The 13,106-nt window shown below is 60.5% G+C and carries 16 protein-coding genes; 4 read left to right on the top strand and 12 right to left on the bottom strand.

Features of this window, described 5'->3' with window-relative positions; all coding sequences use genetic code 11:
* Positions 1–44: 44 nt before the first annotated feature.
* The gene (locus FSY45_RS07760; RefSeq protein WP_003062872.1) at positions 45–449 is read right to left on the bottom strand and encodes a hypothetical protein; all 405 of its coding nucleotides are present in this window, start codon (positions 447–449) and stop codon (positions 45–47) included.
* Between the two features lie 95 nt (positions 450–544).
* Positions 545–853: a hypothetical protein gene (locus FSY45_RS07755; protein ID WP_003053988.1), complete on the bottom strand. Its 309-nt coding sequence runs from the start codon at positions 851–853 to the stop codon at positions 545–547.
* Between the two features lie 714 nt (positions 854–1,567).
* Here FSY45_RS07755 and FSY45_RS07750 point away from each other — a divergent pair.
* A complete protein-coding gene (locus FSY45_RS07750; protein WP_003062873.1) occupies positions 1,568–1,951 on the top strand; it encodes a hypothetical protein in 384 nt (127 codons plus the stop codon).
* A 304-nt stretch (positions 1,952–2,255) separates the two neighbouring features.
* On the opposite strand, the gene FSY45_RS07745 is transcribed toward FSY45_RS07750, so the two are convergent.
* From FSY45_RS07745 to lexA, 4 genes are all read right to left on the bottom strand, one after another.
* Positions 2,256–2,717, bottom strand: coding sequence for a universal stress protein (locus FSY45_RS07745; RefSeq protein ID WP_003062875.1), 462 nt, complete (start codon positions 2,715–2,717; stop codon positions 2,256–2,258).
* A 143-nt stretch (positions 2,718–2,860) separates the two neighbouring features.
* Complete coding sequence (locus FSY45_RS07740; RefSeq protein ID WP_003062877.1) at positions 2,861–3,106, bottom strand: hypothetical protein; 246 nt, start codon at positions 3,104–3,106, stop codon at positions 2,861–2,863.
* A 417-nt stretch (positions 3,107–3,523) separates the two neighbouring features.
* Positions 3,524–3,946 carry a hypothetical protein gene (locus FSY45_RS07735; protein ID WP_080944365.1) on the bottom strand — a complete coding sequence of 141 codons (423 nt, stop codon included), beginning with the start codon at positions 3,944–3,946 and terminating at the stop codon, positions 3,524–3,526.
* 169 nt (positions 3,947–4,115) lie between these two features.
* On the bottom strand, positions 4,116–4,787 hold the full coding sequence (gene lexA, locus FSY45_RS07730; RefSeq protein ID WP_003062881.1) for a transcriptional repressor LexA: 672 nt from the start codon (positions 4,785–4,787) through the stop codon (positions 4,116–4,118).
* An 82-nt stretch (positions 4,788–4,869) separates the two neighbouring features.
* Between lexA and FSY45_RS07725 the strand changes: the two genes are divergently transcribed.
* A complete protein-coding gene (locus tag FSY45_RS07725; RefSeq protein ID WP_080944366.1) occupies positions 4,870–5,850 on the top strand; it encodes an asparaginase in 981 nt (326 codons plus the stop codon).
* Between the two features lie 275 nt (positions 5,851–6,125).
* Here FSY45_RS07725 and adk read toward each other — a convergent pair whose 3' ends face one another.
* The 6 genes from adk to FSY45_RS07695 all read right to left on the bottom strand — a co-directional run bounded on the left by adk (position 6,126) and on the right by FSY45_RS07695 (position 11,857).
* Entirely contained in the window at positions 6,126–6,782 is a 657-nt protein-coding gene (gene adk, locus FSY45_RS07720) for an adenylate kinase (protein WP_003062884.1), read from the bottom strand.
* A gap of 390 nt (positions 6,783–7,172) precedes the next feature.
* A complete protein-coding gene (kdsB, locus tag FSY45_RS07715) occupies positions 7,173–7,949 on the bottom strand; it encodes a 3-deoxy-manno-octulosonate cytidylyltransferase (protein ID WP_046460181.1) in 777 nt (258 codons plus the stop codon).
* Between the two features lie 3 nt (positions 7,950–7,952).
* Entirely contained in the window at positions 7,953–8,144 is a 192-nt protein-coding gene (locus FSY45_RS07710; protein WP_003054006.1) for a Trm112 family protein, read from the bottom strand.
* A 96-nt stretch (positions 8,145–8,240) separates the two neighbouring features.
* Complete coding sequence (gene lpxK / locus FSY45_RS07705; RefSeq protein ID WP_046460182.1) at positions 8,241–9,284, bottom strand: tetraacyldisaccharide 4'-kinase; 1,044 nt, start codon at positions 9,282–9,284, stop codon at positions 8,241–8,243.
* Between the two features lie 95 nt (positions 9,285–9,379).
* A complete protein-coding gene (locus FSY45_RS07700) occupies positions 9,380–10,789 on the bottom strand; it encodes a GntP family permease (RefSeq protein WP_046460263.1) in 1,410 nt (469 codons plus the stop codon).
* A 165-nt stretch (positions 10,790–10,954) separates the two neighbouring features.
* The gene (locus tag FSY45_RS07695; RefSeq protein WP_046460183.1) at positions 10,955–11,857 is read right to left on the bottom strand and encodes a LysR family transcriptional regulator; all 903 of its coding nucleotides are present in this window, start codon (positions 11,855–11,857) and stop codon (positions 10,955–10,957) included.
* A 144-nt stretch (positions 11,858–12,001) separates the two neighbouring features.
* Here FSY45_RS07695 and FSY45_RS28205 point away from each other — a divergent pair, with 144 nt between their 5' ends.
* Together FSY45_RS28205 and dkgB are read left to right on the top strand one after the other, a co-directional pair.
* Complete coding sequence (locus tag FSY45_RS28205; protein ID WP_255443237.1) at positions 12,002–12,136, top strand: hypothetical protein; 135 nt, start codon at positions 12,002–12,004, stop codon at positions 12,134–12,136.
* Between the two features lie 147 nt (positions 12,137–12,283).
* On the top strand, positions 12,284–13,090 hold the full coding sequence (gene dkgB, locus FSY45_RS07690) for a 2,5-didehydrogluconate reductase DkgB (RefSeq protein WP_003062901.1): 807 nt from the start codon (positions 12,284–12,286) through the stop codon (positions 13,088–13,090).
* Positions 13,091–13,106: the final 16 nt, after the last annotated feature.

Below are 13,106 nucleotides of genomic sequence, written 5' to 3'. Positions count from 1 at the left end.
TTTACAAGCCATGGACTGAGGGGTTCTTGACGGCAGTCAAGCTGTCAGGTGCTTTCTTCGGTGGTGAGCGTAAAGCGTGCACTTTCGCCGCGCTGGGCGGCTTCACGCGTGAGGAAGATCAGCACGCGATAGCTGGCACCACGTTCGATGCGAAAGGTGCAGATGTTGTTGTTGGCCGAGCCTTGGCATAGAGGCTGGGCAGAGCCGTCCTTGAAGACGTTCATCTGACTGGACGGATTGTTGGTGTTGAGCGTGACGGTCATGCGCTGGAAGGGCCGCGTTTCGAGCCCGTATTGCACGATGCCGTTGCCCGTGATCTGGCCGCTGTAGGAGTTGGTGTAGCCGCCCGGGGTTGTAAAGGCGGCCTGCGCCATGGAGCTGCTGCTGAGATGTAGCGTCATGAGACTGAGCAGGGCAGCAGTTGCAAGCATCGGTTGGAAGCGGGTCATGCAACTCTCCTGAATGTGTTGGACAGGATGGCGCTCCTGGCGCAGCGACGGGTGTCTATGCCGACAGCCAATTCACCATCCTCCACCGCTGCGCCCTAGCGGCAGGAGACATTGCGCCAACTGAATTTGCCGTCGTTAAAGAACTCTGTCCATACCGACATGATGGGAGCCTGACGGTAAGAGAACGTAATCTGGTTAGGGATCTTTGGCCCTAGTGCGGCAGGCTGTCCATCCTTGTCGAAGACCTTGACGATGTAGAGCGTGACGCCTCCATCCTCGTCAGTGTGCAGGACTACCCGGTAGTCCTTGGTGAAGAGATCCCAGTCGAATTGCTTGGTCACATACGTGTGCAGACGGACAAAAGCGCGGTTCGCGTTCTTGGCGGCAGGATTAACTTTTCTCATGACGACACTCCCTGTTGCTCAACGACTTGCCGCAGGACCTGCGAGCTGACATTTCATTGCATTTGACTGATGTTGTATCAAGAGGATGTAAGGAAGTATGTAGGCACTTACAGATCGCGCTAATGGACAGAGCAGATCTGCTGTGTGAGCTTCTCTGAAGCGCTGGGGAGGTGCTTTGCCGGTGCCGCTGTCATCTTTTCTTGATGAAGTGGCCGTGCTAAGTAACTGAGTGAAAAGATAGATTTTTTTAATGAAATCTATTCTGAGCCGGCATGGGTTTGAACGTAAAAATTGCCTGATGATGACAATTTTGAGAGAGGCGCATTGAATTTCAGGATGACGATGCTCTGGCCTGAGTCAACGAAAGCAGGGCTGAATCGCCTTGCCTGAATTCCAACAGGCAAGTCATCGGTAGGTGCTCCCGAAATACTAGGCAATGCGGTGGCTGAGCAGCTGGCAAGCGTCCAAAAGCCAGCTTATCCAATCCTTGAGATATGTCACCGTGCAGGCTCAGAGTTCACCGTGGCTCTGGCAAGTCTCGCTCTGCCAGTTGTCTCTCAGGCCGGTCGTCAAGCAGTGTTAAACCCTGAACCTATTGGTGATGTAGATTTTGTTTCTGCTGCACTTTTCGGTAAATTGGGCGTAGGAAAATTCTGATTTTTGATGCGCAAGTGGCGATCTAGCCCTGTGCCCTACTGAATTCAAAAAAAGCCCATGTCCCACCACCTGCAATACACTTTTGCCTCCCGTCTAGATGCCTGGATCAGGCATATGAAGCTGGCCAAGCCTTGCCATACGCAGCAGATGGCTTATGAGTTGGTGATCGACAGCTGGGTGCAAACCAATGCAGAGCTTGGTGCTTCGCAGGAATTTTTGAAGGCCTTGCGCCGGCGTCGGCTGTGCGAGGAGCATGGCTGGCGGGGGGTGAATACGAGCGTTGCGCACTGGGATCTGGATGATGCACACACTGTGCGGATCTATCTGCACGAAGACGGCTCCATCGTGGTGCAGCAAATGGACTCGCAGAATCTCCAGATTCTGTTCACCTTGCCTGGGCATCGTGAGCGATTGGGAGAAGTATCGGAGCGATGTGCCTAGCAGCCAAAAAAATGCCCGCGCAAGGCGGGCAAGTTTTGGGGTCCTCTCGATCCGGTTCTGCAGCTCACACAGTCAATGCATTTGAATAGTTGGCAGAGGCGTTACTTTGGCCTCAATCGCCGTTTATCGCTCTTGCACTGTTGCTGACGCGTTTGAACGGTTGACAGGTTGCCCCATCGGGTGCGGCCAGCAGCTCCTGACTGGCTGGCCTGCATTTTGCAGCCATGACTTGCAAGTCGCTTGCCCATCTTGTACCGAGGCAAGCGTGCAAGATGCAGGACTGCTATTCGATATTTTTGGCTCCTTAATGTTTGCCGGTGGAGGCGGGCCGGTGTACCAGCACCGGGACATGGCTGTGCGTCAGGACGCGCTGGGTTTCGCTGCCCAGCAAAATTCCGCCTATGCCTTTGCGACCGTGTGAGGCCATGCAAATCAGATCGCACTGCAATTCCTGCGCCTGGTGAACAATGGCTTGGTAAACAGAGGCGTGGGTGACTCGCACAAAGTTGCAGGGTACGCCTTCAGGTCTGGCAATCTGGTCAACGAACTGCAAAGCCGCATCTGCATCGCTGTTGGCACTTCGCTCGAACTCTGTGCTGTTGTAAGTCAGCAGTGCGTCTGCGCCGTAGATGATGGCGCGGTAATCGGGCATGACATAAAGGCCGGTCACCTTGGCGCCTTGTTCACGCGCAAGCAGAACGCCAGCACGCACGGCAGCCTCTGACAGTTTGGTGCCATCGGTGGGAATGAGCAGGTGCTTGAACATGTTCAGCCTCCTGATGCCGGAAGATGTGCCTGAAAATCAATTTATTCCAATATTTCGAGCTGCGCAATGCCTAGTTCTTGAATGCAGCAGAGTTGTAGACAGGAGGTAAGACTCTGTAACGGGGTCGATCGCGTCGAGTTGTCTCATTCCTCGGGCGAAGGGGGAACGCGATTGAGGATTTCGCCAGTGGCCTCTATCTCGAACTGCTGTGGATTGAGCCAGTTGACCTCCTGATGATCGGCAGTTTCAAAGTAAATGGCAGACGGTCGTATGGAGACGCCATGCGGCATGTCGACCTCATCAAAACTCTGATAGACCAGAATCAGGCGCAGGTCTCCATTGGCGTCTTTGGCCTGTATGTGCTGCAAGAGCTTGCGGTAGGCACTCATAAGACGCCCTCATTGACATGTGTATATGAATGTTTCCACTGTCGAAGAGGTGCTGCAATACCCTGATCCGGGTATCCGTTCTGACGCATATTCGCGCCTGACAAGGAGTTTAGAAGGCTGCGAGGCTTGTGCGAAATGCGTTCCGGCGGACAGGCACAGGCAGAACATCAGCAAATAATTTACATAGCGATCCAGATCGTTCGGCGCCAATACGGAGGGCCTGCTCTGGCGACATCGAGTTTTTGCCTATGCACTGCTGGCAGAGTTGTCTGGCGCCATATCTGCCGGCCGATGGGCCAAGAGCGTTGAGGTGGCTTCCTGTTGGATGCAATGGAAGCTTTGTTGCATCGCCTGCAGGCCTATCGCGGGTCGGGCTCGGAGCTGCACGAGTGCAGGCAGTCAAACCTCACTGAGCTTTCAGACTTGCGGGGCTGCTTGCTCATGGAGTGCCATACGCTCCAGCGCGGCACAGACATCGGCCATGCGTCCGCAGATCAGCAGGCATTCGGGCTGACTGCGCGGCTCACGCTGCACGATCTTGAGAAGTCGTGGAGAAGCTGCTTGCCTAGACTCGTCGGTTATTGGCGATTGCAGCTCTGGTGTCGCTGCAAAGGCCTGAGGACAAAGCGTATTGCTGCCTAGACGACTGCGGCCGCGGTTGGCGCGCATGACAGGAATGCTGATCTGCTTCGCCTTTGGGCGATTGGTAGTGAAGGATACAGGTTCTGCAGCGGCTTCGCTTGCATCATCAGAGCAGAAGTTCGGGTTGAGCGACAGCGTGGCAGGCTGCCCTTTAAGGGTCAGGCGTGTCAAAGCCTGCAGTGATGTGGCGAATCCCATTTGGCAACTCCTCTTGATGACCTTGCGGCATGGATAAGGGCAGGATTGCGTTCTTCAGGCAAAGCTCCGCCCAGGGCGAAGCTCAACGGCTTCGCGCCTACCACCTGGGCTTGAGAGGGAAAGAGGCCCGGTGCCTCCGCTGCATAGGCGGAGGGACGCCGTCTGCCCGTTACATGAACATGCTGTTGCGGATAAGGCCTACGGCCAGGCCTTCGATGGCGAATGGCTCTTCAGGATCGACGTGAATGATCTTGTAGTCGGGGTTCTCGGGCAGCAGCTCGATGCCCTGAGGCGTGCGCTTGAAGCGTTTGACGGTCACGTCGTCACCGAGGCGGGCCACCACAATCTGGCCGTTGCGCGCTTCATGCGTAGCCTGTACCGCCAACAGGTCGCCGTCCATGATGCCCGCGTCACGCATGGACATTCCGCGGACCTTGAGCAGGTAATCGGGCTTGGCGGCAAACAGGCTGGGCTCGACCGAATAGCTCTGATCGATATGTTCCTGGGCCAGAATAGGCGAGCCGGCAGCGACGCGGCCGACCAGTGGAAGCACCAGCGGAGCTAGTGCCGTGAGCGGCAGCGCAAAGCTGGCACCGCGTGCCGCATTGATGGTGCGCACGGTATCGGCGCGCAGGCGAATGCCGCGCGATGTGCCGCTGACCAGATCTATGACGCCCTTGCGGGCCAGTGCCTGCAAATGCTCTTCTGCAGCATTGGCCGACTTGAAGCCAAAGGTGCTGGCAATCTCGGCCCGGGTAGGGGGCGCACCCGTGCGAGCGATGCTGGACTGGATGAGGTCCAGAATCTGCTGCTGGCGGGGAGTGAGCTTGGGGTGGTCCATGGGCATTCCTTGATCGATCGATGATGAATACTGTGTGTTCATCCAGTACCTGTATTTTTAATCAGTTTGAAGAGGACTGCAAGTGGAACCTGACAAAAATATCGTCATCCTGGGCACGGGCGGCACGATTGCCGGTGTCGCCGAGCAGGCGGGCACCAGTGTGGGCTACCGTGCGGCCCAACTGGGCGTGGCTCAGCTGCTGCAGGCCGTGCCGGACCTGGAGCGCGTTGCTTCTGCATCGCTGCAGGTGGAGCAGCTGGCGCAGCTGGACAGCAAGGATATGGATCACGCGACCTGGCATGCACTCGCGCTGCGATGTGCCGAGCTGCTCGCTCGTGATGACGTGAGCGGCATCGTGATCACCCATGGCACCGACACGCTGGAGGAAACCGCCTGGTTTCTGCAATGTGTTCTGCACCCGGCAAAGCCCGTGGTGCTGACCTGCGCCATGCGCCCGGCCACAGCCATTTCGGCTGACGGCCCCGGCAATCTGCGCGATGCCGTGGCCTGTGCGGCCGACATGCAGGCTGCTGGCCGCGGTGTGCTTGCCGTGGTGGCGGGCCGGGTGTTCAGTGCACGCCAGGTGCGCAAGGTGCATCCTTATCGTGTGGATGCCTTCGATGGCAGTGGTGCCGGCCCGCAGGGCTGGGTGGAAGAGGGGCGGCTGCGCTGGGCAACAGGCGGGCTGCCGGTCGTTGCGGCCAGCTCCACTGCAATCGCTTTACCGCCCGCAGATCACTGGCCCCTGGTGGAGCTGCTGCACAGTCATGCGGGCTGCAACAGTGCCGTAGCTCTGGCGGTGATGCAGGCCTGGTATGCGGCAGGCGTGCGTGCCGTGGTGGTGGTGGGCACGGGCAATGGCACACTCCATCAGGCATTGGGGTCAGCCCTGGACTGGGCGCAGGCGCAGGGCATGGCTTTGCGCATCACGACCCGGTGCGAGGAGGGGCAGGTGGTGCAGGCCGAGGGAGCGGGGGATGGCCGTGTGAGCAGCCTGCCGGCGGCCAAGGCCAGAATCAGCCTGATGCTGGAGCTGATGGGCTGGCCTCACGCATTGGATTGATGCTCTTGTTATGAGAGCTGCTAGCCCTCATTGATAAAGAGTATTTATGGTGTTTTGCTCTGAAATCCAATGAATGTAGCCGCGGGAAGCTATGAATATTGATGGCTCCAGCGCCATCCCTGGTACAGCTTTTCCGCACCGGACTGATGTCGGCCGGAAGGCCGGGAGCGCGAGCTTCAAAAACAAAAAAGGCCGGTGAAGACTCCGGCCTTTTTTGCCCAGAGATGCCTGGCCGCGAAAGTCGGCAAGGCTCCATGAGCGAGTGATCAGGGCGATCAGGAAGCCAGAGCGGCCAGAGCGCGTTCGGTGATTTCTTCCACGCTGCCTGTGCCGCTGATGGCGCGGTACTTGGGGGCCGCTGCTGCATCGGCCTTGGCCCAGTTGCTGTAGTAGTCCACCAGAGGACGTGTCTGGCTGCTGTAGACGTCCAGGCGCTTCTTGACGGTTTCTTCCTTGTCGTCTTCGCGCTGAACCAGGTCTTCACCGGTCACGTCGTCCTTGCCTTCCACCTTGGGAGGGTTGAACTTGACATGGTAGGTGCGGCCCGAGGCGGGGTGGCTGCGGCGGCCGCTCATGCGTTCGATGATGGCGTCGAAGGGCACGTCGATTTCCAGCACATAGTCCAGCTTCACGCCGGCGGCCTTCATGGCGTCGGCCTGGGGGATGGTGCGGGGGAAGCCGTCAAACAGGAAACCCTTGGCGCAGTCGGGCTGAGCAATGCGTTCCTTGACCAGGTTGATGATCAGATCGTCGCTGACCAGCTGGCCGGCGTCCATCACGGCCTTGGCTTGCAGACCCAGAGGGGTGCCAGCCTTGACGGCGGCGCGCAGCATGTCGCCCGTGGAGATTTGAGGGATACCGTACTTTTGGCAAATGAAGGCCGCCTGAGTGCCTTTGCCGGCGCCGGGTGCACCCAACAAAATCAGTTTCATGGAAATCCTTGAGGAGAGTAGAAATTCTTGCTGGCCCAGGCAGACGGGTGGTCGTCCGTAGTCCCCGGGCCGTATTTTTTCGCGGGCAAGGATAGCACGCACAAGACCAACACAGGCTTACACAATTCAGTCAAGGCTGTCACAAGTGCGGCCAATTGAAGGCATGTATCCGCTGCAAACGCGATTGCTGTAGTTGTAATCCAGGTGCCGAAGCCGTTACATATGCTATTCGGACTATGCGGAAAGTATAGCGATCAGCGCTTTCCTGGACTGGCCCAGGGCCCTTTGGGGTTGCTCTGGCCGACGGGGCTGCTGCCGGCTTGATGCCTGAGCAGCCCTGGAAGAAGACGGCCTGCGGACCGGTGTCGCCAAAGTGCGCAGGTCTTTTTCTCAAACAGCAAAAACAGCGCGCACGCGCTCCAGGTCTTCGGGCGTGTCGACGCCGGCACCCGGTGCATCGGGCGTAATATGCACGGCAATGCGGTGGCCGTGCCAGAGGGCGCGCAACTGCTCAAGCTGCTCCATGGCTTCGGTCGGTGCAGGTGCCAGTTGTGGGAATTCGCGCAGAAAACCGGCCTTGTAGCTATAGATGCCAATATGGCGCAGCGGTGTGAAACCTGTGTGACCGGCCCTGGGGGCAGCCGTCTGCCACCAGGCCTCATCGCCGTGGTCGCGCGAGAAAGGGATGGGCGCGCGGCTGAAATAGCTGGCCAGACCCTTGACGTCACAGACCACCTTCACCACATTCGGGTTGCGGTAATCCGTCAGGCTATCAATAGGATGGGCGGCCGTGCCCATGCTGGCTTCGGGGCGGGCCAGCAGCAGTTGCGCCACGGCCTCGATGAGCTTGGGGTCGATCAGCGGCTCGTCGCCCTGCACATTGACGACCACATCGTCACCGGACAGGCCCAGCTGCGCACAGGCTTCGGCCAGACGGTCGCTGCCGCTGGGATGATCCTTGCGGGTCAGGATGGCCTGGACGCCATGCCGGGCACAGGCCGCCACAATGCTCTCGTCGTCGGCCGCCACCACGCAGCGGGCTGCGCCGGCCAGAGCTGCGCGCTGGGCCACGCGCACCACCATCGGCAAGCCGGCAATATCGGCCAGGGGTTTGCCGGGCAGACGGGTCGAGGACAGTCGGGCCGGGATCAGTACCGTATAGCTCATGGCTTATTGCTTTTCTTCTTCCAGCTCGTCGTCGGACAGGGTGCGGGCTTCGTTTTCCAGCAGCACAGGGATGCCGTCGCGCACGGGGTAGGCCAGACGCGCGCTGTGGCTGATCAGCTCCTGATGCTCGCGGTCAAAGCGCAGCGGGCCCTTGGTAACGGGGCAGACCAGCAGTTCGAGAAGTTTGGCGTCCATGGAGTATTCCTGCAAAACGGGATGAGGGCGCCAGCAGGGGGCTGGCGCTGCAAAAAGGGGGGATCAGCCGAGGCCGATCCATAGGCTCAATGATAGTCAGGCTGGCTTGCTATCGCGGCGAATATTGGCGTTGGCCTTGGCCAACTGCGCGTCCAGCAGCTCCCAGAAGGCCTGCGGCAGCTGCAGCTCAAGGGGAACGGCCCAGGCTTCGGGATGGCTGCGCCAGAGCTTGACGGCATCTTTCTCGGTGCAAATCAAGGGCTTGTCGTTTTCCAGCGTGCGAGAGAAGCTCTCGAAATCATAGTGATCGGGCAGGGCCTGGGTTGCTGCCGGAGTGATGCCCTGGGCGGCCAGCATGGTAAAAAAGGACTCGGGGCGTGCCACCGCAGCCACGGCCTCCGGGCTCCGAGCGGCCAGGCTGCGCAGCGGGATGCTCTGGCCATGGCCGTTGTGGGCGGTGTCGGCCAGGCTGCGCTGCAGCGCGAACGCCGGTGAAGAGCCCAGTGGCCGGGGCGGCTGGCCGGCATGCAGTGTGGCCGTCACCGGGCGAGGCCAGGGCTCGCGCAACGGGCCTGCGGGCAGCAGAAAGCCGTTTCCGACTCCTTCATCATTGAAGACGCACAGCTCCACATCGCGTGCCAGGGCCAGATGTTGCAGGCCGTCGTCGCTTACGATCACGTCGACCTGCGGGTAGCGCTGGCGCAGCTCTTGCGCCGCCTCCAGACGCCTGGAGGCGACAAAGACAGGCACGCCGGTGCTGCGCGCCAGCAGGGCGGGCTCGTCGCCGACCTCGCTGGCGGGGCTGTCCGGCAGTGCCTCACGGCAATCCTGTCCGTTCTCGATCCTGCGGCCATAGCCGCGCGAGATGATGGCCGGCTGCCAGCCCCTGGCCTTGAGGTGGGCCACCACGGCCTGAGTCACAGGGGTCTTGCCCGCGCCGCCCGCAATCACATTGCCGACGACGATGACTGGCAGCCCCGTGCTTTGCTGGTGGCTGCGCATGCGCCTGGCGTTCCAGGCCTGCAGCACTCCATAGAGTAGCGATAGCGGCCACAGCAGCCAGGCACCCGCTCCACGCTGGCGCCAGAGGGCGCGCAAGCCATGTTGCGAGGAGGATGCTTGGGCGGTGTTTTGAGGCATAGGGGTTGGGATCATACGGGCGCGGCCGGAGTTCCCGCAGCCAACGGGCCTGCGTGATGCGCAAATACCGGGGCCCTGATCCCGGGAGCTCGGGATCAAAAACTGCCAAACAGGCTGCCCAGCGCCACGATGACGGCAAGGGCAGCGACGGCCGGGACGATAGCCACCATGGCAATGTCCAGATAGGACTGGCGATGCGTGAGCCCACAGATGCCCAGCAGGGTGATGACGGCGCCGTTGTGCGGCAAGGTGTCCAGTCCGCCCGTGGCGACGGCCGTGACGCGGTGCAGCAACTGGGGCGACAGGCCGGCGGCCTCGCCCATCTGCTGCCAGGTGCTGCCCAGGGTCTGCAGTGCAATACTCATGCCGCCCGAGGCCGAGCCGGTGATGCCGGCCAGAATATTGATGGCGATCGACATCGAGATCAGCGGGTTGTCCGGGTAGATGTTCAGCACCGCATCGCGTATCAGCGTGAAGCCTGCCAGCGAGGCGATGACAGCACCATAACCGACCTGAGAGGCCGTGTTCAGCAGCGGCAGGGCCGAGGCGCTGGCACCTTCGTCGAGCAGTTGCTTGAGCTGTGGCAGGCGGCCCCACCACAGGGCAACCAGCAGGCAGATTGCCGCGGTCAGGGCCGCAATCACGGCCCAGATGCCGCGCAGCGCCTCGATGGTGGTGGCGCCGAAACGGGCTTCGGCCAGATAGCGTGTGTCCAGCCCTGCAAGCACATGCACCGATAAAAGATAGTTCAGAGCGATCACCACGGCAACCGGCAGCAAGGCCTTGCCCAGCTCCAGATGGCTGGTGGCGGCCTCTGCCGCTGGAGCAAGTTCGTCTGCCAGCTGCTGGGCTTCGTCCTCGGCGGCAAAGCCTTCGCCTCTGGAGCGCGCCTGCGCGCTGCGCCAGTGCAGCCACCACAGGCCGAGCATCAGCATCACGGCTGCGGCGATCAGGCCCAGTCCCGGCGCGGCAAACGGCGTGGTGCCGAAATAGGGCATGGGGGTCGCGTTCTGGATGGCCGGCGTGCCGGGCAGCGCCGTCATGGTGAAGGTAAAGGCTCCCAGCGCAATCGTGGCCGGCATGAGGCGGCGCGGGATGTCGGCACGCCGGAAAAGCGCCTGGGCGATGGGGTACACCGCAAAGGCCACGACAAACAAGGAAACACCGCCGTAGGTGAGAACGGCGCAGGCCAGCACCACGGCGAGTATGGCGCGCCGCTCGCCCAGTGCTGCCGCAATGCCCTGGGCAATGATGTGAGCCGCCCCCGAGGCTTCCATCAGCTTGCCGAAGACCGCGCCCAGCAAGAACAGCGGAAAGTAGGCGATGACAAAGCCGCCAAGGCTGACCATGAAGATCTGGGTGTAGCTGGCCAGCATCAGCTCCGGTGCACCGAAGGCCACGGCCAGCAGGGCTGTCAGTGGTGCCAGCAGCAGCACACTGACGCCGCGATAGGCCAAAGTGATGAGCAGACCGAGTGAAAGAACGATGCCCAAAATGCTGATCACATGCACCTCTCTAAGCAAACCGTGCAGTCACGGCGTTCAATTCAAAAGCAGCGCAGCCTGTGCCAGGGCTGAGGCGGTACAGCCTCGTGGCAAGCCCATTGCGCCGCGTCATCGCGACACAGGTATGACAGCCGCCATCGTCTTTGATTCGCCGGCTTGCGTCGCTCAGGTCCCGAAGGGACGGCTGCCCAGCGTTTCCACCACATGGTCCACAAAGCAGGTGATGCGCGCCGCCAGTGCGGTGTTTCGATAGTAGACCGCATTGACGGGCTGGCAGATGTCCAGTGTCTGCTTGCCGAACAGCTGGACCAGATTTCCTTGCTCGCGGTCAGAGCGGGTCATGAAGTCCGACAGGCAGACGATGCCCAGGCCGGCCAGCGCCATCTGCCGCAGTGTCTCGCCGCTGGAGGAGGCAATGTCCGGGCGAATGCGCAGGGCATTGCCGTCGGCGTCGCGCAGCGGCCAGTCGTTGAGCGATTCGGGCTGGGTAAAGCCCAGCAGGCTGTGCTGCATGAGCTGCGCCGGACTGGCGGGCATGCCGTGGCGCTTGAGATAGGCCGGGCTGGCCAGCACGCGTATGCGGCTGATGCCTACAGGGCGGGCGTGCAGGGTGGAATCCTTGAGCACGCCGATGCGAAATGCCACGTCGGTGCGCCTTTCGAGCAGGTCAATGATGCCTTCATTGGAGTTCAGCTCCAGCTCCACCTCGGGGTAGCGTGCACGAAATCCAGCAATCAGCGGCACCAGCACATGCAGCATGAAGGGGGTGGCTGCATCGACACGCAATCTTCCCGCCGGCCGCATGCGCCGCGCCGCCATCAGCTCCTCCGCTTCGTCCACCGATGCCAGTATGGCGCGGGCATGCTGCAAGAAGGTGGCGCCTTCCTCGGTGAGTTCCAGGCGTCTGGTCGTGCGGCGCAGCAGCGTGGTCTGCAGCTTTTCTTCCAGACGCCCCAGCGTACGGCTGGTAGCCGAAATTGTGAGGCCCAGCAGCTCCGAAGCGGCTGTGATGGTGCCCGTGTCCACGACGGCTACAAAGGCCTGCAATTCGTCGAGCGTGGTCTTCATTGTTGAATTCAGTTCAAGAAAATTGAGGGGGTTCCAGGCTTGATCTGCAAATATCAACTGTGTGCACCGCCTTGGGAGCTCGTCTGTGGCTCTGTTCGCCCCGGTCACCGGCGCATTGCCGAATTCACCTCTGTTGAACGACTGTTGGTGATTGCCGATGGCGCGCAAGCCTGCATTCCCGCAGCGGGCATGGCAGTCATGTCTGCTGGGGCACGTGTTGCCATCAAAGATGATGAAGACTGGTCACTGCTGGCGCAAGAATCGAGTTTTTATATTTGATTTTATTTCAAAAGAATTTGTGAAATACAGGGCTTAATCTACAAATATGGGTTGGGCAAACTTCAGGCATCGGAAAAGCCTGGCCTGATAGCAGACATGCAAGCTCAGGACTGGCTGCCGTCTTCAATCTCATTCAGGAGTTATTTCATGAGCCATATTCCTTCCTTCGGGGTCGGCACCTTCCGCCTCTCCGGTCAGACCGTGATCGATTCCGTGCGCAATGCACTCGATGTGGGTTATCGCGCTGTCGACACGGCTCAGATCTATGGCAACGAGGCTGAAGTCGGCCAGGCCATCGCCGAGAGCGACGTGGCACGTGGCGATCTGTTTGTTACCACCAAGATCTGGGTCGAGAACTACAGCAAAGCCAAGCTGATCTCCAGCCTTCAGGACAGCCTGAAAAAGCTGCGTACGGACTATGTGGACCTGACCCTGATCCACTGGCCTGCCCCTGGCAACGGCGTGGAGCTGTCCGAGTACATGGAGGCGCTGGCCGAGGCCAAGGCCCAGGGACTGACCCGCCAGATCGGTATCTCCAACTTCAATATCGAACTGACCAAGCAGGCCATCGCGGCCGTGGGCCAGGGCGAGATTGCCACCAACCAGATCGAGCTGAGCCCCTATCTGCAAGGCTGGAAGTTGACGAGCTTCCTCAAGGAGCAGGGCATTCAGGTCACTTCCTACATGACCCTGGCCTATGGCAAGGTGCTCAAGGACCCGGTGCTGGCGCAGATCGCGGCCAAGCACAACGCCACGGTGGCGCAGGTAGCCCTGGCCTGGGCGCTGCAGCTGGGCTATGCGGTGATTCCCTCGTCGACCAAGCGCGAGAATCTGGCCAGCAACCTGCTGGCGCGCGACTTGAAGCTGGATGCCGAAGACATGGCGCTGATCGCTGCGCTGGAGCGCAACGGCCGTGAAGTCAGCCCCGATGGCCTGGCTCCTGTGTGGGACTGATACTGGTGCCGTATTA

The sequence above is a fragment of the Comamonas sp. Z1 genome (genome assembly GCF_008121555.1).
GTDB lineage: Bacteria > Pseudomonadota > Gammaproteobacteria > Burkholderiales > Burkholderiaceae_C > Comamonas > Comamonas thiooxydans.
The sequence above is the reverse complement of the archived record's forward strand: the minus strand, read 5'-3'. Positions and strand labels throughout refer to the sequence as shown.